General features: G+C 56.7%; 16 protein-coding genes and 2 pseudogenes. 7 read left to right on the top strand and 11 right to left on the bottom strand.

The annotated features are described in order from the left end of the window. Positions 1-30: 30 nt before the first annotated feature. Complete coding sequence (locus ACA049_RS12930) at positions 31-1,038, top strand: hypothetical protein (protein WP_497335969.1); 1,008 nt, start codon at positions 31-33, stop codon at positions 1,036-1,038. Between the two features lie 145 nt (positions 1,039-1,183). Continuing rightward, a complete protein-coding gene (locus ACA049_RS12925) occupies positions 1,184-2,200 on the top strand; it encodes an AbrB family transcriptional regulator (protein WP_497335967.1) in 1,017 nt (338 codons plus the stop codon). 461 nt (positions 2,201-2,661) lie between these two features. Here the strand turns inward: ACA049_RS12925 and ACA049_RS12920 are convergent, their stop codons facing one another. From ACA049_RS12920 to ACA049_RS12885, 8 genes and pseudogenes are all read right to left on the bottom strand, one after another. Then, entirely contained in the window at positions 2,662-3,024 is a 363-nt protein-coding gene (locus ACA049_RS12920; RefSeq protein ID WP_497335965.1) for a DUF6124 family protein, read from the bottom strand. A 387-nt stretch (positions 3,025-3,411) separates the two neighbouring features. Further along, the gene (locus ACA049_RS12915) at positions 3,412-3,960 is read right to left on the bottom strand and encodes a hypothetical protein (RefSeq protein WP_497335963.1); all 549 of its coding nucleotides are present in this window, start codon (positions 3,958-3,960) and stop codon (positions 3,412-3,414) included. Next, positions 3,957-4,886 (bottom strand): catalase family peroxidase, encoded by a 930-nt coding sequence (locus tag ACA049_RS12910; RefSeq protein WP_497335961.1) that lies wholly within the window; start codon positions 4,884-4,886, stop codon positions 3,957-3,959. Before ACA049_RS12910 ends, ACA049_RS12915 begins: the two co-directional genes overlap by 4 nt. Before the next feature lie 113 nt (positions 4,887-4,999). Then, a complete protein-coding gene (locus ACA049_RS12905; RefSeq protein ID WP_497335959.1) occupies positions 5,000-6,457 on the bottom strand; it encodes an aldehyde dehydrogenase family protein in 1,458 nt (485 codons plus the stop codon). A 19-nt stretch (positions 6,458-6,476) separates the two neighbouring features. Then, positions 6,477-8,114, bottom strand: a complete 1,638-nt coding sequence (locus tag ACA049_RS12900) for a GMC family oxidoreductase (RefSeq protein ID WP_497335957.1) — start codon at positions 8,112-8,114, stop codon at positions 6,477-6,479. A 117-nt stretch (positions 8,115-8,231) separates the two neighbouring features. After that, on the bottom strand, positions 8,232-9,161 hold the full coding sequence (locus tag ACA049_RS12895) for a LysR family transcriptional regulator (RefSeq protein WP_497335955.1): 930 nt from the start codon (positions 9,159-9,161) through the stop codon (positions 8,232-8,234). A 73-nt stretch (positions 9,162-9,234) separates the two neighbouring features. Beyond that, on the bottom strand, positions 9,235-10,773 hold the full coding sequence (locus ACA049_RS12890; protein ID WP_497335953.1) for a GMC family oxidoreductase: 1,539 nt from the start codon (positions 10,771-10,773) through the stop codon (positions 9,235-9,237). A 117-nt stretch (positions 10,774-10,890) separates the two neighbouring features. Further along, positions 10,891-10,986, bottom strand: a pseudogene (locus ACA049_RS12885) (alpha/beta hydrolase); the annotation flags it as partial. Positions 10,987-11,113: 127 nt separating this feature from the next. On the opposite strand from ACA049_RS12885, the gene ACA049_RS12880 reads away from it, so the two are divergent. Then, entirely contained in the window at positions 11,114-12,049 is a 936-nt protein-coding gene (locus ACA049_RS12880; protein ID WP_497335951.1) for a LysR substrate-binding domain-containing protein, read from the top strand. Positions 12,050-12,085: 36 nt separating this feature from the next. On the opposite strand, the pseudogene ACA049_RS12875 reads toward ACA049_RS12880, so the two are convergent. Continuing rightward, a pseudogene (locus ACA049_RS12875) lies at positions 12,086-12,322 on the bottom strand (diaminopimelate epimerase); the annotation flags it as partial. Positions 12,323-12,584: 262 nt separating this feature from the next. Here ACA049_RS12875 and ACA049_RS12870 point away from each other — a divergent pair. After that, the gene (locus ACA049_RS12870) at positions 12,585-13,136 is read left to right on the top strand and encodes a 4-hydroxylaminobenzoate lyase (RefSeq protein ID WP_497335949.1); all 552 of its coding nucleotides are present in this window, start codon (positions 12,585-12,587) and stop codon (positions 13,134-13,136) included. Between the two features lie 28 nt (positions 13,137-13,164). Here ACA049_RS12870 and ACA049_RS12865 read toward each other — a convergent pair whose 3' ends face one another. After that, positions 13,165-13,758 (bottom strand): methyl-accepting chemotaxis protein, encoded by a 594-nt coding sequence (locus tag ACA049_RS12865; RefSeq protein WP_497336855.1) that lies wholly within the window; start codon positions 13,756-13,758, stop codon positions 13,165-13,167. 478 nt (positions 13,759-14,236) lie between these two features. Next, positions 14,237-15,544, bottom strand: coding sequence for an OprD family porin (locus ACA049_RS12860; RefSeq protein WP_497336853.1), 1,308 nt, complete (start codon positions 15,542-15,544; stop codon positions 14,237-14,239). Between the two features lie 609 nt (positions 15,545-16,153). Between ACA049_RS12860 and ACA049_RS12855 the strand changes: the two genes are divergently transcribed. The 3 genes from ACA049_RS12855 (at position 16,154) to ACA049_RS12845 (ending at position 20,243) form a co-directional block, all read left to right on the top strand. Then, positions 16,154-17,113 (top strand): AraC family transcriptional regulator, encoded by a 960-nt coding sequence (locus ACA049_RS12855; protein ID WP_497335947.1) that lies wholly within the window; start codon positions 16,154-16,156, stop codon positions 17,111-17,113. A gap of 200 nt (positions 17,114-17,313) precedes the next feature. After that, positions 17,314-18,645: an MFS transporter gene (locus ACA049_RS12850; protein ID WP_497335945.1), complete on the top strand. Its 1,332-nt coding sequence runs from the start codon at positions 17,314-17,316 to the stop codon at positions 18,643-18,645. A gap of 149 nt (positions 18,646-18,794) precedes the next feature. Next, the gene (locus ACA049_RS12845; protein WP_497335943.1) at positions 18,795-20,243 is read left to right on the top strand and encodes an amidase; all 1,449 of its coding nucleotides are present in this window, start codon (positions 18,795-18,797) and stop codon (positions 20,241-20,243) included. The last annotated feature ends 13 nt before the right edge of the window (positions 20,244-20,256 follow it).

Raw genomic sequence — 20,256 nt, 5'->3', positions numbered from 1 at the left:
GTTAGAATACGGACCGAACATTACAGGGCAATGATTGAAAACCCAGTCTTGGCGGCGAGGCGATTTACCCCCTATGCACTAATGTCAGCCTATGCTTATCACGTCCCCCCTCACTGCATACCGCGCGAAAAAGCGAGCGAAGTAGACGATAAGCTAGAAAAAAAACTTAAGGACGAGATACTTGAAGCCGGAATCGGGGAAAGTCGCTGGGTGGAGATAAAAGAACTCAGTATCCCCGATACTGCTGTCCCGCCAAAGTTTGGTTGCGAGGATGAAACAGGTCTGATGTACAACGTCTGGGAGCGCCGACAAGATAATCAGACAATAGTAGCCGTGGCTTTCCGCGGGACCTATGGTGGTATCGGGGATTGGATTTACGGAAACATGTGGTGGTTTACCAGGACTCTACCTGGCGAAAATCAATTTGATCTTGCTCGAGTCTATATGCAACGACTCATTGATCATTATGAAAAAGACTCAAAGACAAAAGGGATGCGTCCACCTAGATTTATAACTACGGGACACTCGTTGGGTGGAGGGCTGGCTCAGCACATACTGTATGCGTTTCCGAGCCGCGTGGAGCAGGCAATCGTGTTTGATCCCTCCCCCGTAACAGCTTCGGTAGATGCTTCAACGAAAGCCAAAGAAGTTATCGACTGTACTTGCACACCTCAACGCCTTGAAAATATCGGAGTAAGCCTGGGTGCAGAAGCGCGGATCCTCCGCGTATATTTTGATTATGAAATTCTCTCAATTTTCAGATTACCTCATAAGATATTTTTCAAACCTCTACCACATGTTCAGGAGATAACTTTTAATCTTGCAGGCTCCTTCAATGTGGCGACGCGACATTCAATGAGCGATCTCGCCAAGGCTATCTACAAAGGAAGCGGGGATGAAACTGCCTATAATCGCGGCGATGAGTGGATTGCCAGCGCTAATAAAACATGCAAAACAAAACTGAGAGATGATCAAGCGCGTAGTTGTAAAAACACGCAATCAGCTAACCCTGCAGCAACGTGCCCAATTGTTGATTAACCTTGTTCCTTGGGTCTCCATGGAATGCTGAGCATCCGGTCCTGACAGAGAACGCACACGTGCTTGACGCTCCACCTTATTAAGTGGGAAAACGTGCACGGCCCAAACGGATGCGTTGGCGTACGACACGAATCAAGGAAGACTCATGAAAACCCTAGTGTGTTTGCTGATTGCCACTGGCGTCGGCACCCTGTTGCAACACACCGGTATCCCCCACGGCCTGTTGCTGGGCTCAATCCTCGCGAGCGCATTGATCGCCAGCAACTTGCGCTTCTCCCCCACCCTGCCCTTCGGCCTTGGCTACGTGCAAATCGTGCTGGGGATCGCGACCGGTCTGATGTTCACCTCGTGGGACAACCACACCGTGGCGGCCATGTTGCCCAGCCTCGGTTTCATGCTGTTGTGCCTGACGGTCCAGAGCACGGTGGCGGGTTTCTGGTTGTTCAGGGTTTCGGGCTGGAACCTCAAAGACTCGATGCTATCCGTGTACCCGGGCGCACTCGCCGCCGTGTTCGACTTGATCGAGTCCGAACGCGCGTCCGGCAAAGTGATCGTCGTACACCTGGTCCGGCTGTTGTCGATCACCTTGCTGGTCAGCTTTTGCATTCCCGGGCAGGTCGACGTGGCGCTTGCCCAGAGCAGCCCGCTGGACGTGAGCACGGCGCTGACCCTGCTGTCGCTGATCGCCTTGTGCCTGTTGCTCGGCCGCGTGCTGTTGAGCGTCGGCGTGCCGGCACCGTTCATGCTCACCGCGATCGTGCTCACCGGCACCTACATCAAGCTGGGCTACCTCCAGGCGTTCCACCTTCCGCAATGGAGTGTCGACTCGGCCTCCGTCCTGATCGGCGTGCTGATTGGCTCGAAATTCAAGGACATCACCTTCGCCGAACTCGTGCGCCATGGCCGCGCCGGGCTGATCGCCGTCGGCCTGATGCTGGTGATCGCCGCAGCGTTTGCCGGCATCGCCGGGCGCGTGCTGGGCAGCGATCCGTTGTCGTTGTGGCTCGCATACATGCCGGGCGCCATCGAAACCATCGCCATCGTCGCGTTCAGTGGCGGGCTGAACGTGGTGTTTATCCTGACGCATCATTTGGTACGAATGGTTGTGCTGCACTTTGCTCCGGCGCTGATCGTGCAGGCGCGGCGCTGGCGAGCCGAGTGATTGCCGAACACAAATCGCCAACGCCTCCCACTGTGGAGGCGTTGTGCTGTGTGCTGACGGGAGGAAGGGACTAAGCGGGAGAGATCGTGGCCAGGGCACCAATCAAAATGGTTAACACCAGAAATCCACCGAGGAAAATTGCCATCTTGCCCATAGGGCCTCCTACATTATGAGTTTACGGTGCAGTGACTGTGCGACTGCAGACCGTGCTGTCATTGTGAGCTGCAGGCGGGGTGCATTACAGACGCAGATGGCGAAGGAAAATACGGGTCAGAACGGCGGAAATGTAGCAGCTGCCGAGCTTGCGAGGCTGCGTTCGGCTGCGAAGCAGTCGTAAAATCAGGCGACTGGTTCTGTCAGGAGTACCGCGTTTACCGGGTGGCGAGGACTGCGTCTTCGGACGCAGCCTCGCAGGCTCGACAGCTGCTACAGGGGACTGGTGCGGATTTTCCTGTGGTGATTTACGCTTTTGGTTCGACTTTATCCAGCGCCTGGTTTACCGCCAATTCTCCCAACATGACCACTTGCGTGATGCCCAACAAGGTCTTGCGGTGTGAGTTGTCCAGCAACGCCGCGAAGTTGCTGAGCATGGTGGTGGCCGAGCCCAGTGATTCGCTGGCGTTGGCCAGCAGGGATTCGGTGTCGTACTTGGGGTTGGCGAGGAACATGGGTTCGGGTTCGTGAGTGCTGGCCATGATGTGGGCGCCCGGGTTGAGGTAGTGATCGAGTGCGCGCTCGGCGGCTTCGTGGAGTTTTTTCGAATCGAGGGATTCGTAGGGGGATGCCGGATCGGTGTCCGGTGGGTTTGGCGTAGCTTTGAACATAGATGAACTCCTGGAATAAATGAGGAGCCATCACCCTTCGCTACCAAACGCAGGGTGGCGGCCATACGCGGGTTGGTAGACCGGTCCAGGAACCCGGCGCTCCCGAAGGAGCCCTGCGCATGGCCACCATAAAAAACAGAGATTAAAACGACCTCTGCAAAAGGTGGCGCTCTGCGCCTGGAATACCGGGCTACCAAACCCGATCACTGATTTTCAGTGACCCAGCAACGATAAAACCCGCACCCCAGACGCACAAGCCGGCGGATTCTGTCTTACGTGTAGGGGGTGGCGCAAGGCGTTGTAGCCTCGATGCGGTAACAGCAAGCTTCATTTAAACGTGTCTGGTTTTTCTGTTTAAACAGGCTGCGGGCAAGCCACCTTCGATCGTCATTTCAACAACCACCGCGACATCAGCCGCGTCGTCAACGGCATCAGCCAATACACCATGTTGAACGACACCAACCCGGCAACCGCAACCTTGAATATCCAGGCCGGCCATCGCAGATCAGCCAGTTCAAGCCCCACCGCCAACCCCCAAGGCAAAATCACCGTCAACGGCAAAACAATCATCCACGACAGCACCCATTGCTTCCATCGCGCAACCGCCACCCGCCCCTGCACCGGCTCAAACCAGAACTTCGAATCGTCGTCAGTACGGTGGTAGTCCTGTCGCAACCAAGGCAACGATTCGCGCAACAACGCCTGCCGCACCTGGGATTCCAGCCAAGCCACAACATGCCCCTTGCTGACAAAACGCAAAATGATCGCGTAACGCAGGTGCGAGCCAACAGGCTTGACCACATCCGTCGCCAGGTAACCCGGAAACTGCCGATGGGCGTCGATGGCCTTGTTCATCCATTGCTCATACAACGCCTGATGCTGCGGATTGACCTCATGCACAATCACGCTGACGCCAATCTCGGCGTCAATGCTCATGGTTGCTGCCGCCTGAGCAGCGCCCGCTGGTAGATGCGTTCCCGCGCCAGAATCATCGGGTCGTGACTCGGTGCAATCCCGTCGGGCAAGCGTCCGGGATTGAAGTCGAGGCGCTGCTGCGTGGACTGTTGCTCCTCGGCCGGGACAAGCATATCCAGGGTCAAAATCCCCAGCTCGACTTCATCGTGGCTGCGCGACCAAGTAATCGAGCCGTCTTCGATGGCATCCCCGGGCGCCGCCAATTGCACCACCAGACGCAACTTCACAGCCCCCCGCCTCAATCGTGCGCCGATCTCGTCCTGCAAATAATCCGCAGGCATCGCGGCGGCTTGCTGCTCGCTCAAGGCAGGTTCTGCCCGCAACGGTTCAATCCGGTAACGACCGACATGCGCTTCACCCTGACGGTTGGTGAACACCAGCGCGTTGATGCCGAAGTACTCGGAGGTCGCGTAACTGCTCGGCGCGGGCTTGGGCGTCTGCAGAAAATGCCCGGCTCTGGGATGGCTGGCCAGAAAGGTTTGCAGCGGCAGCGGGTCCGGCGGAGTGGCGACATTGGCGGCGATGCCTTGCAGAAAACTCAGGAAGTCTTCAGGCGTGGCCACCGGGAAGCCGTCGAAAGAATGGGTCACGATGTCCGTGAACCCGCCATCCGGCAGCGTAAAGCGAACGGCCAGGCCATGCGGGCTGGCCATCGGGTCGCCGTCCTCGGTGGCCGGCACGCCGCTGAAGTTGGAGAACCTCAGCAACACCGGCACCGGATGCCCCTGCAAGTGGGCCGCCCGGCTTAGTACCGGAGCGGGCGGTGACGGCATAAAGGTTCCGCTGAGCAACACACCCTTGGCATGGGTCGCGCGAAATCCAGGGTGATGGCCGAACGTGGCGGTCAGCGCATCAAGTAACGCGTCGTAAAGTCTGTCCTTGGACATGGGGGCACTTCTCATGGGTGACACGTCATTCTCGTGGGCGGCAAAGGCAGAGGACGCGGTGAGCGGCCCTGCCAGCAGCGCGCCGATCAATAATCGGTTGGGCCTCATCGGATTCAGCCCTGGCGCAGGCCGGGATTGAGGGCGATGTGTTTGTACTCTACAAAATCATCCATGGCCGCCACGCCGTTGAGGCGCCCCTGCCCCGACTGTTTGAAACCACCCTCCTCAAACTCGTCATAGACAACGGCCCAGTCGTTGACCCACACCGTACCTGCCTCCAGTTCGCGAGCCACCCGCAGCGCGCGGTCGACATCGCGGGTCCAGACGCTGGCCGCCAGGCCGAACTCGCTGTTGTTGGCCAACTCGATACCCTCGGCTTCGCTGTCGAACACCTGCAATGTCAGCACCGGGCCGAAGGTCTCGCGCTGGACGATGGCCATCTCGGGGTCGCTGACCCGCAGCAAGGTCGGGCGATAGAACGCGCCCCTGGCCAACGGCCCATCGATCACCGGGCCGCCGCGAACGATGACCTGGGCACCGGCAGTGATCGCCTCTTTCACGATCTGATTGACCCGCTGCACATTGGGCTTGTCGATCAACGGCCCCATCTCGCTGGCAGAATCCGCGGCGGGTCCTACGCGCACCGCTTCCAGTCGTGCGGCCAGGCGTTCGGTCAACGCCGCGGCGATGTCCCGTTGCACCAACAGGCGCGAACCGGTCATGCAGAACTGGCCGGCGAATACGGTCAGGGCTTTCACCAGGGTCGGCACGGCGGCGTCGAGGTCGGCGTCGTTAAACACCAGCATCGGCGTCTTTCCACCGAGCTCCAGGCCAAAGCGCTTGAGGTGCTGGGCACCCGCGGCTGAAATCGCCCGACCGGTGCCGGTGCTGCCGGTGAAACTGATCACCGGAACCCGCGGTGATTTCACAAGATGAATAGAGCCCGCCGCGCCCTGCTCGCTGAACAGATTGATCACGCCACGGGGCAGCGACGGCGCCTCGCTCATGATCCGCGCCACCAGGCAATTGGTCTGGGCGGTTTGCCCGGGCATTTTGATGACCGTGGTGCAACCGGCCGCCAGTGCCGGTGCCAGCGAACGAATCATCAGCACCACTGGCGAATTCCACGGCACGATGATGCCCGCCACGCCCACGGCCTGACGGATCACCAAAGAGATCTTGCCGGGTTTGGGCTCGGCCGCACGCCCGTATTCGGCACGGGCCAGCGCGGCGTAATAGCGCAACTTGGAGGGCACCATGCCGACTTCAAACCCGGCTTCGGGCCTGATCTTGCCGTTTTCCAAAGCCAAGGTTGCGATCAGCTCATCGGCGTTGCGTTCGAAGGCATCCGCCAACTCCATCAATACCTGTGCGCGCAACTGGCGGTCATCTTTCCAGGGGGTTTCGGTAAACGCCCGTTGCGCGGCCTCGATGCCTTCTTGGGCTTCGTTCAAGCCGCCTTCGGCGTAACGGCCGATCAACTCGTAGGTCGCCGGGTCGATGGAGTCTTTGTAAACACCGGAGTCCAGCCATTGGCCGTCGATCCAGTTCAATACCGGGGTGCTGTTCATAGAGGCAGGTTCCTGAGAGTTAGGCGTAGAGACGGGCAATGTGCTCGGCAGTGGCAATCACGGTGATGTTGGTAGCGACCGAGGGCACGTCGGGGAAGATCGACGCGTCCACCACGCGCAAACCCTGCACACCGATGACTCGCGCTTGCAGATCGACCACCGCCCGCGCATCCCCCGGCTTGCCCATCGGCGCCGTCGAGGTCGGGTGGTGATAGGTGTCGAGGCTGGCTTTGACGCTGGCCAGCAACGCCTCGTCCGAGTCGTTGCCTTGACCGGGATTGAGCTCGGAATGGATCAGGTTATTCAGCGGCCCCGTGGTGCCGATCTTGCGGGCCAGGCGGATGCCATCCAGCAGGCGCTGGCGGTCCTTGGGCTCGGCGAGAAAATTCAGGTCGATGTTCGGGGCCACGAACGGATCACGACTGGCCAGCGTCACCTTGCCCCGGGACAGTGGCCGCGTCAGCGCAACCGCAAGCACGAAGCCGACGCCGGTCGGGCTCTGATCATGAGGAAACAAGTGCGTGGCGGTGATGTGCAGGTCCAGCTCGCCATTCTCGGCAGAACGGCTGTGGGTCCAGAGCTTGGCGCCGATGGCGGGCGACTGGCTGCCGATTGCATCAGGCTTGGCGGCATAGGCGTTGTAGTAGAACGGGTGATCCACCAGGTTCTGCCCGACCGCGAGCTCCGCGATTTGTGGAATCTGCAACGCTCGCAGATCCTCGCCAGGACCAACGCCGGAACGCAGAAGGATCGCGGCGCTGCCGTAGCTGCCGGCGGAAAGAATCACTTCACCAGCCAGCAACTTTTCACCGTTGGCCAGTTGCACGCCGATCGCACGCTTGCCGTCGAACAGCACTTTGTCCACCAGGCTGTCGGTCTGGATGTGCAGGTTATCGCGGGCGCGCACCTCTTCGGTGAGATACGCCATGCCGGTGTTGACCCGTACGCCGTTGACGATGTTCATCGGGTACGGGCCCACGCCGTGAGCGTCCGCGCCGTCGAAGTCTTCGATTACGCGGTAGCCATTGGCGAAGGTTGCGTAGATGAACGCGCGCTGCATCGGCGTGACGTCGGCCTTGCCGAGTTGATGCACCGGCAGCGGCCCTTCATGGCCGTGCAACGCGCTCGCACCACCGCTGTGGGTTTCGAGTTTTTTGAACGACGGCAGCAGCTCTTCGTAGCTCCAGCCCGGCAGATCCCAACGCTTGAAATCGGTGGCTCGGGCGCGGATGGCCACCGCGCCGTTGATTGCCGAACTCCCGCCCAACACCTTGCCGCGCAAGGCACCGATGGGGTGGTCGATGTAGCCCGGTCGGGTCTTGTAACCCCATTCGAATTCAGGATTGGCGTTAGCGCCGACAATGTCGCTGCTGGCAACGATCTCGGGGTAATGGTGCGGGCCGTAGCCATGGCCGGCCTCAAGCAATAACACCTGACGCGTGGTGTCCTCGCTCAAACGACGGGCCAGCACCGCGCCGGCCGAACCACCACCGACAATGATCACATCAACCGGCGCGCGGTGAGCGGTGCGCTTGCCGGCGATGCCGCTTGATTCCAATGCCTGCGCCAAACCACTGCCCGCCGCCAACGTCGCAGCGGCCACAACTCCGCCGGCCAGAACCGCACGGCGAGCAGGATTGTTAAGGGTACTCTTCATCCGTCTTCTTCCCTGTCAGACGCCAAATTGCGTCTGTTGGGAAAAAGCATATGGGAGGTCGCGCCGGCTCATAAGCCACTGAAAAACGATTCCACGTTCCGTTTTTCTCGAACGAAATCAACTCGGTGGCGACGCGTGAGCCGCGAGCATTTGCTCCCACACCGGCGGGCTGCCGATCTGTTCGATGAGGAAGCTTGTCAGCGCGTGAAGCTTGGGTGACGCTCGCTGGGATTGCCGGTAGACCGCCGAGATATTGCCGCCACGCGGGGCGTAAGGCGCCAGCACTTCTTTGAGTTCACCGGCCACAATCGCCTGCGCTGCCAGGAAGGTCGGCAGAATCGCCAGGCCCATGCCGGCCTTGGCACCTTCCATGAGTTGATGGCCATTATTGGTGCGCATCCGGCAGCGCACACGGAACGATTCCAGGGTGTTGTTCACCGGCAGCGTCCACATGCCGTGGGGCTCGCGGTTCACATAGAGCATGGCGAAATGCTGGGACAACTCTTGCGGGGTTTGCGGGGTGCCGTGCGCGGCCAGGTAGTCCGGGCTCGCGCAAATGATGTGGCGGTTGGGCGTGATGGTCTTGGCAACCAGCGAGGAGTCCGGTAACTCGCCGATGCGGATGGCCGCGTCATAACGCTCTTCGTGCAGGTTGACGTGGCGGTCATCGAACTCGATATCCAGCCGCAATTCCGGATAACGCACGGCGAAAGAAGACAGGATCGGCGTCAGGTAGCGAATGCTGAAGGCCATCGGCGCAGCCAGCCGCAACACGCCGCGCAAGCTCGATTGAAACGCCAGGACCGCGTCTTCGGCATCTTCGACGTCGGCCAGAATACGCACGCAATAACGGTAAAACACATCGCCGGACTCGGTCAGCCGGGCCTGACGCCCCCGCTCCAGCAGGATGCTGCCCAAGCGTTTTTCCAATTGCTGGATGCGCAGGCTGACCATTGATTTTGCGATACCCAAACGCCGAGCGGCTTCGGAAATACTGCCGGTGCCCACCACCATGACGAAAGAATGCATCTCGGACAGCTTGTTCAAGTTTTAGTAATCCAAAAAGACGGGGGCCTGCCCTTCCAGATGGCATGCCCCCTCAGCGTTTTTATTATGTGAATTAGCGGGATTGTTTGATGGCGTCGGCCAACTTTTCCGCCGTCATGATGACGGTGGGGTTCAAGTTGATCAGCGGGATCTCGGGGAAGATAGAAGCATCAATAACGCGCAGTCCTTGCAGCCCATACACTCGCCCTTCCTCATCCACCACGGCGCCCGGGTCATCCGGCAAGCCCATCGGCGCCGTCGAGCAAGGATGCTGCAAGGTGCCCACGCCTTTTGCCAGCGCCGCACGAATGTGCTCGTCGCTGTCGTCAGTCGCCGCGCCTGGATAGAGCTCTTCCACGATCAGGCTCTTGAGCGGTTCGGTGTTGGCCAGTTTCCGGGCCAGACGGAAGCACTCAATCATCCGGTTCATGTCCTCTTCACTGGTCAGGTGATTGAGTTCGATGACGGGTGCGTCTTTGGGGTCGCGACTGTTCAAACGCAGACGACCGTGGGACGTGCAATGCATCAACTCCAGACCCAACGAAAAAGCGACACCCGTTGGACTGATGGCGGGATCGAGCAGATGCGAGGGAGAGATTCCGATATCCAGTTCTTTATCCGAACTGGCGTAGGACGAGTGGGTCCACAACTGTGCGCCCACCACCGGATGCTCTTGCCCTTTCAGCGCTTCTACCCCACTGAAGTTCATCCAGAAAAACGCATGATCGAGCAGCCGTACACCGACCGGCGCGTCTTTTACCAAGGGAATATCCAACGCTTCAAGGTCTGCCCTGGGGCCGATGCCTGAGCGCATAAGAATCGCTGCAGAGCCATAGGCACCCGCGCTCAGAATCACTTCTTTGCCGTGGACTTTTTCACCGTCCGCCAACCGCACCGACTGAACCTTGCCGTCGTCAAACAACACCTTGTCTACGAGGGTTTGATCGAGGATCGACAGGTTCTGGCGAGCGCGCACTTCACGCGTGAGGTAGGCCATCGCGGTGTTTACGCGAACGCCGTTGATCACGTTCATGGGATTAGGGCCGGCGCCGTTGTTGGCCTCGGGGTCATTGAAGTCGTCGACCTTTTTTGCTCCACAGGCCCATGCTGCCTCGACCATTGCGCGCTGCACAGGGGTGATGTAATCCAGCGACATCTGGTGAATCGGCAGCGGCCCGTTGCGGCCGTGCCATTTGTCTTCACCGTGGGCCGTGCGCTCCATTTTCTTGTAATACGGCAGCACTTCTTCAAAGCTCCAGCCTTTCAGGCCTTTGGCGGTGAAGCGCGCAAAGTCAAAAGGCAACGCTCGGCAGGCAACCGCGCCATTGATCGCGGAGCTTCCGCCCAGCACTTTTCCCCGCGGGGTGTAGACCGCTTGCGGCTGCTCGACCGGCGATGCGAAATAGCCCCACTCGTAACGGCCATCCGCGTTGGCGGCGATGATAGTGCTGCTGTAGATCTCTGCCGGGTATTCATCCGGGTCAAAGGCTCGACCCGCCTCAACCAACAGCACACTCAGTTGCGGGTCTTCCGACAGGCGCGCCGCCAATACGGCACCGGCAGAGCCTCCGCCCAGAATGACAAAGTCGAATACCTTGCTGTGCACAGTCATTTTCATATCCCTATAGATTGATGTGGCGACTTGAATTGATATCGCCGGTCATGTTCAGCGCGTGATGTTGAGTGCTTCGGTAATGACCCTGGCCACGTCCGCAGGTCGAGACTGATGCAACAACGTGATGACCTTCGCCCAGTCAGAACCGTCGGCAAACGCACCGTGCACCTGCACCACGGAAGGATCGTTGGCAGCGTTGGCGTAACCCACCGAACGGCGGCAATCTAGGCGCTTCGCTGTCTTGTGGACCAGTCCCGAAAAACGGGTTTGTCTTTCCCATCCACTGGACGATTGATCTTGTATAGTTGGCCTCTTTTGGCCGAATGGATGCCGCCCGGTGCTCGACCTCAATGACCTTCAATACTTTGTGATGGTGGTGGACCACGGCGGCTTCGCACCGACCGCACGGGCGCTGGGCATCCCGAAATCCAATCTCAGCCGCCGCATTGCCCTGCTCGAAGAACGGCTGGGCGTACGCTTGATCATCCGCAACACCCGCAATTTCAACGTGACGGAATTAGGGCAGACGTATTACGCCCATTGCCGCGCCATGCTCAAAGGGGCAGAAGCCGCTGAAGCAGCGGTGGCCATGACCCGCACAGAACCCGGCGGCTTGCTGCGCGTCACCTGCCCTACGGTTTTGCTCGAAGAATGCGTCGGCGCCATCATCACCCGATTCATGGCCATGCACCCGCGTGTCGAAGTGCATCTGGAAGCCAGCGACCGCCAGGTCGATGTGGTCGCCGAAGGCGTTGACCTTGCACTGAGAGTCCGCCCGCCTCCCCTTCAGGATTCGGACCTGGTCAACCGCGTCATGTCCCAGCGGCCACAATGCCTGGTGGCCAGTCCCGCGCTGTTGAACCGCCTCGGTACACCCCAGGAGCCGGAAGACCTGGCGCGCTTCCCCAGCGTCCATCACGGCAGCCCGCAACGTGATTACAGTTGGACGCTGTTTCATCAAGATGGCGCGCAATTCACCATCCAGCACCGTCCGCAACTGATCACCAAGGGCCTGCCAATGCTGCGATGCGCGGCGATAGACAGCGTCGGCATTGCACAGATGCCGATGTCGCTGGTGCATGACTTTATCGAGCGCGGGCAACTGGTGGTGGTGTTGCCTGATTGGGCGCCGCGGACCGAGATGATTTATGCGGTGTTTGCGAGCCGGCACGGGATGCTGCCGTCGATGCGGATGTTGATTGATTTCATGGTGGAGCAGTTCAGGTTACTGGATGATCCGGCGCGGGGCATTCGCGGGGTTCCAGTGGGTTGATCCATTCAATCCTTCAATTGCCCTAACCCTTACTCATTACCAGCTACCCGTGAGCACTCCCGAAAAAGTCGTCTCTACCGGCCCACTGAGAAATACCGATCCCACGCCATCCCATTGAACGGTTACGGTGCCGCCATCACATTCAACCTCAACGGAATCGTCTAACAAACCACGACGAATTCCGTTAACAACGGCGCCACACGAACAGGAACCTGAACCGAGCGGAATACCGCCCGCGCGTTCCCAGATGCGCAACCGGATATGCTTTCGGTCGACGAAGGCGATTTACCATCGACTTGGGTACCTGAGCAATCTGTTGCGTCGACCGGTTGAATCCACAGCCAATAGCTGACGTTCGAATTCGTCCGCTCACACCGAAACCAGCCGTAGAGCTTATGTCTACGCTACTCAGGGGATACACCCGGTGAGCACTCAGATGCATGCTATGCATTAATACACTGTGAAAAGTTCTCTTTTTTTTAACGGTACAGGTATGGGAATGTGCGGGAAACGTTAAACCAGTGAGTGCCTGTAAATGGAAAAGCGTGAAGAGCTGATTGAAGTGTGTATTGAGTTCCTTTCCACAATCAAAGATAAGACCGCGGGACCCTGCATAGAACAATGGTTGAACGATAATTACGGACCGGAAAGTGAGATGTACCAAAGAATCGCCAACCTGGTAATTGAAGGTGTTGCGCATGGATGGGCAGCTAGCACCGAAATCAGTGGTCCACACTATCGCCGCAGCCGTCTGTGTGAACCCACCGCTGAAACATTCTACTTCAGCATCACCGCCGTCTATATGGACAGCAAAGGGCACGAGCTGGATAACGCGCAGCGTACATTCCGTGGTGACTATCATTGCCACCCGTACGGGGAATTGAACATGGTTATCCCACTTGACGAGGGCGCGGTACTGGCGGGGCCACGCGGCTGGCAGGGTGCCGGATGGACTGCCCCGGCCCCCGGAAGCCATCATTATCCTGAGGTGAAAAACGGCGCATTGATTGCCTTTTTTTTCCTGCCTGCCGGACGAATTTCCTATGACGTCCAGGCTGAATGCGAAATGCAGGTTATGCATTCATAACCTGGCAGCTTGATCGATCAGTCACGCGTTACAGGCTGTTACGGGTTGCAAGTGCCAAATGAGTCGTGGTGTTCATGTCCACGCAGACTTCTTCTACTAGCCCCCGTTGCCAAGCCAGGCGTTGAGTGATGCGCTGAACGATTTCCATGCGATCGACGGCCCCCGCCTGGATGTCGGTCATCGCCGTCAGTGCGGCTGCCGATGATAGAAGACTTGCCTGAGTTGATTGACCGATATGTTCGACTCCGACCCGGGCGTCTCTAGCCGACTTTTGCAGTCCACTTGCGATCTGGCGAATCTGTTCGCTGGACTCATTAGCACGGGAGGCGAGATGGCGCACCTCATCGGCTACCACGGCAAACCCGCGTCCTTGTTCACCCGCGCGAGCGGCCTCTATTGCCGCATTGAGTGCGAGTAGATTGGTCTGTTTCGCAATGTCTTGAATACTGCTGACAATTGCACTGATGCGAATTGATTGCTCACCCAGATCGGTAAACACTTCACTGATACATTCCATATACCGAGCGAGCTCACTGATGGAGGCTTGAGAGGAACGAATGCTGTCTGCACTCGCCGTCACGTTTTCTCCAGACTGGCGCGCGAGGAGTGTTGCCTCATGCATTTCCTGTTCGCTGTGCAGTGCATTTTCCAGCAACACCTTTAGCTTGTTGTTGAGTTGCTCATGTTGGGTGAGTGCATCGTCAAGCATATCGATTGCGAGATCATTTCCGGGTGCATTGCTGTCTGCTAAAGTTAGCAATTGCACATCTTGTTGTGCAGGAGGCGTCGGCAAGGATGAAAAGGATTCCCGAGGTGGCGATTTTTGCAGAAGCAGAATGCCAGCCAGCGTTTGTGCTGCGAACACTAAGAGGGCAAGCAGCGATTGATTGGTCGACCTGCTCAAGTACGTTAATACAAAGGCCAGACCAATGCATAACGCTACCAATATATAAATGGTTCTGTAGTTGACGCGGGAAATACAGCGCCCTTGATCTTCAGTGAACATCGTTGAATTCTCACAAGTGGCAATAATTAGAGCTAAGCGCCGACAACGGATCGGCGCCCACTCATTGAATCAGAGAAAAACGAAAATAGTGCCTCTAGAACAAGTCACGAGTGTAAGTAATGTACACCCGGTTCTCGTCAATATCTCGCTGATTGGGAACAGTGCTGCGTAGTGTTGCATTACGCAGTGACACACTTAAACCTTTAAGTACAGGAGCCTGGAACGCGTAGTTGAAGTGAATATTTCGTTCCCATTCATGCTGATCACCCATATCGGTTTTAACGTTATCCCCTCGCTGATAGTTCATCAGGGTGGTGAGCCCGGGGATTCCGACACTCGCAAAGTTGAAACCGTATTGTGCTACCCATGTATCTTCGCCAGCACGCTGGAAGCGAGCACCGGTTTGTCTGTCTGTAATCAAGTAGGTAGCTGATCCGTCACCCTGATTGACGAAAGGAAAGTCACTGGAACCGCTAAGTGCCTGATAACCAAGTCCGACAGAGTGAGGTCCTACCGTGTAGGTGAACATCCCGGCCAGCGCTCGATTATCGACTTCGCCGTTATTGTGATAACCGGTGCTGCGGTATCCTTCTTGCCGTCCGGCCAGGCTACCATTGCGGCCATCCGGGCTGCTGTCGAAGAAACGAAGGTCGCTCTTCAAATTCCCGACAGGCAAAGCGAGGTTATGGACCATTCCCAGGAAATGTTGTTGATAAAAGTCTTCCAGGCCGCCGTAGTAGTACTGGAGCAGTAGGTTCGGGCTGAGTTTATAGTCGATACCCGCGAAGTAGAATTTGTTGCTTCGTTTGCCTGCTGCGCCGCCGGCACCTGAAATGGCCATGTTCTCGTTGTTGGATGAGGTGCGGCTTTTCACCTTTTCGACTTTGCCGCCGGTGAGGGTAATGTTTTCAAAATCCTGCGAGGTGATTTGCAGCCCCTCAAAGGTTTCTGGCAATAAACGACCATCGTTGATGATCAGGATTGGCATTTTTGGCCGAAGGGTACCAAGTTTGGCTTCCGTATTGGCCACGCGCACTTTGGCGGTCAGGCCAAGGCTGCTGAAGTCATTCACTGCGCGACCATCATTGTCTGTAGGGAAGACAAAACCGGCCTGATTGGTACTGTTGGGGTTGTAGTGCGTACCTTTGCCGGAGTCCAGACGGATACCGAGCATGCCCAATGCGTCGAGACCAAAACCAACCGTCCCCTGACTGAAGCCGGAAGTATAATTAAGGATAAACCCCTGGCCCCACTCTTCTTGTTTTGAGGGGGCTGCCGCGCCGCTGCGATAATCCTGGTTGAAGTAATAGTTACGTAACTCTAGCGTCGCTTTGGAATCCTCAACAAAACCGGCAGCGGACACGGTGAAGGGTAATCCGCAAGAAAGTGTGAGAATACCCATTAAACTCAACGGGTACCGTTGCTCCGAACCGATGCCGGAGTGCGCGTATTTTGTTTTCATGTTCTTTCCGCCATATCTTTATTTTTATTGGGATGTACGGGTAAACAACAGACAAGCACAACCTACTGATCTGATGTAGACAGAAGGGTGCGTTGAAACATTTGCGTGGAAAACACTAAATAAAATATGTCGTTTAATCGGGTTGGTATGAACTGCATTTGCTAATTCAAATTGCAACAGGTATTTGACATTTGCTCAAGTTAGAATGATTAGATAGGTGGCGTGTGCGGCATCTCCGGTTCTTATATTTGTTCGTGGAATTTAAATTAAGCCTGGTGCCGGAGGGGCAGTATCCAGTTTTTGCAGATCCTTATCCTTATTCTCCACATTTTGCGGAGTGCTCGACCGGGACCAGCGGAGAAGGTGTATAAGGCATTACCCCCCGTGAGGCCGGGAGAAGGGACGCAGCCGTTGGGCGGTTTGTGCCACCGGGTAGTGCAATGATGCTTGACGCCCTTGCGCGGGAGGTAGAATTTCTTGAATACGGTGTCCTGGGTAATGCCGTGTAGCGGCATCATCGGTGCACCAGACCGACGATTAGAGTACTGAGTGATGGAACAGCTACTTTCAAGTCAACAAAGCGCAGTGTTCAACCTGGCTGACCCTTATGCGGTTTCAGATTACGTCAACGTACACTTGGGCACCCACAGTATTCATCTCTCCCGATCGCAGGCGTTTGTATCGAGCCTCTTGCACCGCAAGTTCGCCGACTTCGATTTATGTCGTATCAGTTACGGCTCCGATGTGCGGGTTACATCGCCCGCCCTCGAAACGTTTTATCACTTGCAGGTCCTGTTACGAGGTCATTGTCTGTGGCGCAACTACAAGCAGGAGCACTACTTGAGCGCCGGGGAAATGCTGATTATCAATCCTGATGATCGCGTCGATCTGACGAGTTCGGCCGACTGCGAAAAATTCATCCTGAAGATCCCTTCTGCGGTGATGGAAGCGATTTGTCGCGACCAGCGCTGGCTGACGCCCAGTCAAGGCCTGCGGTTTGTCGAGTCACACTATCGGATGAGCGAGCTCCAAGGTTTTTTCGATCTCTTGCGCATGGTATGCGCTGAGGCGGAATCCGCTGAGCAAATGCCCCGGATTCAGGAAAACTACATGCAGATTGTCGCGACCAAACTGCTCATGCTGATGCGCACGAATTTGACTCGCCCGGAGTTGAACTCATCTATCGCCACCTTCGAACAGATTGCTGACTACATCAAGCAAAACCTCAAGGAAGACATAGACAGTGACGAACTCGCCCGTCAGGCACACATGAGTCCTCGATCGCTGTACGGCCTGTTTGAGCGCACTGTGGGGCTTACCCCCAATCGTTATATTCGGCAGAAGAAGCTGGAGCGAGTACATGCCTGTCTTGGCGATGCGACTTGTGGGTATCGCAACGTCACAGAACTCGCCATGGATTTCGGTTTCCTTCACTTGGGCCGGTTTTCCGAGATTTACCGCAAACAGTTTGGCGAGTTACCGACTGACACCCTCAAGCGTCGCCAGTAAACAGGCCTGGCTGGGCGGCCCCGATACTGCCAGCGCTTGCTCCACGTAATGTCCCTCTCAAAATGCCCATCTGTAAAAATCGGATAAAGAACTGCGATCAGCGGATATAGGCGGAAAACGCCCAGCCATAGGATTGTGTTGCCTGAAAAAAAACAGGGTGACTGTCAAATCCCTTACAACAACAAAAAGAGTTGATCACCATGCGAAAAATCGACATCAATGAGGTCATCGACCAAGCGCGCTTCAACGCCTTTCATTGGCGGGTACTGTTTTGGTGTGCGTTGATCATCATCTTCGACGGCTACGATCTTGTGATCTACGGCGTTGTACTCCCGGCGTTGATGAAAGACTGGGGACTCACGCCGCTGCAAGCCGGTGCGCTGGGCAGCTATGCATTGTTCGGTGCCATGTTGGGCGCCATCATTTTCGGGTCGCTTTCAGATCGTTTCGGACGCAAATGGATTATTGCCATTTGCGTGATTTTATTCAGCGGGTTCACGCTGCTTAATGGTTTTGCACGGGATACCACCGAATTTGGTCTATGCCGTTTTCTAGCGGGGCTGGGGATCGGTGGCGTGATGCCCAATGTTGTCGCGTTGATGAGTGAATACGCACCTAAGAAAATACGCGGCACTTTGGTTGCAATCATGTTCAGCGGGTATTCCGTGGGCGGGATACTTTCCTCCGGTTTAGGCATGGTGTTGTTACCTGATTTTGGCTGGCAGTCAGTATTTTACGTGGCGGTTATCCCTTTGATCCTGTTACCGCTGATTATGCGCTATCTGCCGGAGTCGGTTGGCTTCATGATTCGGCAAGGCCACGAAGCGAAAGCCAAAGCGGTCTTGCATCGGGTCGAACCCGCATTCGTATCTTTGCCGGGTGATGAATTTATCGTGCCTGTTCTGAATGCACCAGGCGCTCCGGTTGTTCAGTTGTTCCGAGAGGGTCGGGCCATTGGCACGTTGATGTTGTGCCTGGTGTTCTTCTGCTGCCTGCTAATGATTTATGCACTTAACTCGTGGCTGCCAAAACTGATGATCACCGCCGGTTATGGCCTCGGATCGAGTCTCAGCTTTTTGTTGCTAATGAACGTCGGAGCTATTTTTGGTGCTGTCGGTGGCGGGTGGATTGGCGATCGCCTGGGCTTGCGCAGGGTTCTGATCGTATTTTTTCTACTGGCCGCTGCATCAATCAGCCTGTTGGGCTTCAACAGCCCGACTGTGATTTTATATGCGCTGATTTTTGTTGCGGGTGCCACCACTATTGGCACTCAAATCCTGGCTTACTCCTGCGTCGCGGAATTTTTTCCGATGGGCATTCGCACCACAGGATTGGGTTGGATTTCCGGAATCGGGCGCAGCGGAGCCATCAGTGGTCCGATTCTCGGTGGCGTGCTGGTTAATATCCAGTTGCCCCTCCACTTAAACTTCATAGTATTTGCCATACCGGGCTGCGTGGCCGCATTAGCTATGTGTTTCGTGCGTCACCGGAAAGTTAAACTCAACGCGCAAGGTTCGACTCAACCGGTTTGAATCCAATTAAGCGCTGCACATTAACAACATTGCTGTAACCGGTGACATCCCAACTCCATTTACTGACGCTTGTGCAATGTCGGGAGAAGTGTTGCCGATGGGTGGCCGGATCACTTATTCAAACTTCAATCAGAATGGAGTGCCAGTTGATGACAACCCCGATGAACGATGAGGATGTAATCTGCGCAACCGAGCTTCCGGATCAAATCTGGCGCTGGGATGCAGCGGACATGGCTGCACACATCCGTCTAGGTACAATCTCCAGCCGCGACGCTGTTGAAAGTTGCTATGAGCGTATCGACGCCATTAATCCTCATCTGAATGCCATCGTCTTTGCCGATCGACAGCGGGCTTTGCGGGACGCTGATATGGCTGACACGCAAGTTCGCAGTCACGAAAATCTGGGGGCGTTACACGGTGTGCCAGTGACCATCAAGTTGAATGTCGATGTCGAAGGCGAGGCCACAACCAATGGCGTGCCTGCCTTCGCAGGACGAATCGCGACCGGTGACAGTACCGTTGTCAGCAATTTGCGAAAAGCCGGCGCGATTTGCGTGGGTCGCACCAACACGCCCCCGTTTTCTTTTCGCTGGTTTACTGAAAACCCTTTGCATGGGCGCACGCTCAACCCTTGGGATGAGACGGTGACCTCAGGGGGATCGAGTGGCGGGGCTGGGGTCTCGGTAGCAGCAGGCATGTGCCCGTTGGCGCATGGTACTGATATTGCCGGCTCCATTCGCTACCCGGCCTATGTTAATGGCCTAGCAGGTTTGCGCGCCACACCCGGGCGAATTCCGGCATTTCATCCCACGACCGGCCTGCGCTACCTTGGATTGCAAACTATGTCAGCTCAAGGTCCGCTTGCACGGCGTATGCGGGATGTGCGCCTGGGGCTGGTCGCCATGGCCTGTGCTGATCGTCGCGATCCGATGTGGGTGCCAGCGCACATGGATTACCCAGACGATTGGACGGCCGTACGTGTTGCCTTGGTCGATGAACTTCCAGGCAGCACGATAGCGCCCGCGATTAAAACGGCTTTAAACAAGGCGGGCCAAATCCTGGAAGCAGCGGGATATGTGGTTGAACGAGCCACGCCCCCAGGATTGGCCGAAGGCGTTGAGATCTGGCAATCGATTGTCATGACTGAAGCGCGTATGGGGATGTTTGCCGGTGTGAAAGCGATAGGTGATGACGTCATCCTGCGCTCTGTTGAAAACATGATGGCGGGCGCCCCACCAGTTGATCTTGAGGGTTATGCACTCGCCATCGCCCGTCGTGATCAACTACGTCGCCAGTGGAACGAATTCATGATCCGCTATCCACTTATTCTCATGCCGACCTCTTGTCGCTTGCCCATGAAGTGGGGTGAAGATCTAGGCTCGACAGAGGATATGAAGCGAGTGTTAGTGGACCAGAGCCCGCTTATTACTGTGGCGGCACTTTGTTTGCCCGGTCTGAATGTTCCAACCGGCGTGGTCGACGGTCTCCCGACCGGGGTTCAGTTGGTCGCTGACAGCTATCGAGAACAACGCCTGTTGGTCGCGGGAAGCGTCATCGAGCGAGAGGTCGACATGCCCAACTTGCATGATCGCTTTTGACTGAGCAGTGTTT

Source organism: Pseudomonas sp. LBUM1662 (assembly GCF_059695915.1).
This window is presented reverse-complemented; position numbering and strand designations above follow the sequence as displayed.

Bases quoted from the DNA above. Each gene is read 5' to 3' on its own strand.
- ACA049_RS12930 (WP_497335969.1), top strand. From the start codon at position 31: ATGATTGAAAACCCAGTCTTGGCGGCGAGGCGATTTACCCCCTATGCA.
- ACA049_RS12925 (WP_497335967.1), top strand. From the start codon at position 1,184: ATGAAAACCCTAGTGTGTTTGCTGATTGCCACTGGCGTCGGCACCCTG.
- ACA049_RS12920 (WP_497335965.1), bottom strand. From the start codon at position 3,024: ATGTTCAAAGCTACGCCAAACCCACCGGACACCGATCCGGCATCCCCC.
- ACA049_RS12915 (WP_497335963.1), bottom strand. From the start codon at position 3,960: ATGAGCATTGACGCCGAGATTGGCGTCAGCGTGATTGTGCATGAGGTC.
- ACA049_RS12910 (WP_497335961.1), bottom strand. From the start codon at position 4,886: ATGTCCAAGGACAGACTTTACGACGCGTTACTTGATGCGCTGACCGCC.
- ACA049_RS12905 (WP_497335959.1), bottom strand. From the start codon at position 6,457: ATGAACAGCACCCCGGTATTGAACTGGATCGACGGCCAATGGCTGGAC.
- ACA049_RS12900 (WP_497335957.1), bottom strand. From the start codon at position 8,114: ATGAAGAGTACCCTTAACAATCCTGCTCGCCGTGCGGTTCTGGCCGGC.
- ACA049_RS12890 (WP_497335953.1), bottom strand. From the start codon at position 10,773: ATGACTGTGCACAGCAAGGTATTCGACTTTGTCATTCTGGGCGGAGGC.
- ACA049_RS12870 (WP_497335949.1), top strand. From the start codon at position 12,585: ATGGAAAAGCGTGAAGAGCTGATTGAAGTGTGTATTGAGTTCCTTTCC.
- ACA049_RS12865 (WP_497336855.1), bottom strand. From the start codon at position 13,758: ATGCATGAGGCAACACTCCTCGCGCGCCAGTCTGGAGAAAACGTGACG.
- ACA049_RS12860 (WP_497336853.1), bottom strand. From the start codon at position 15,544: ATGGGTATTCTCACACTTTCTTGCGGATTACCCTTCACCGTGTCCGCT.
- ACA049_RS12850 (WP_497335945.1), top strand. From the start codon at position 17,314: ATGCGAAAAATCGACATCAATGAGGTCATCGACCAAGCGCGCTTCAAC.
- ACA049_RS12845 (WP_497335943.1), top strand. From the start codon at position 18,795: ATGACAACCCCGATGAACGATGAGGATGTAATCTGCGCAACCGAGCTT.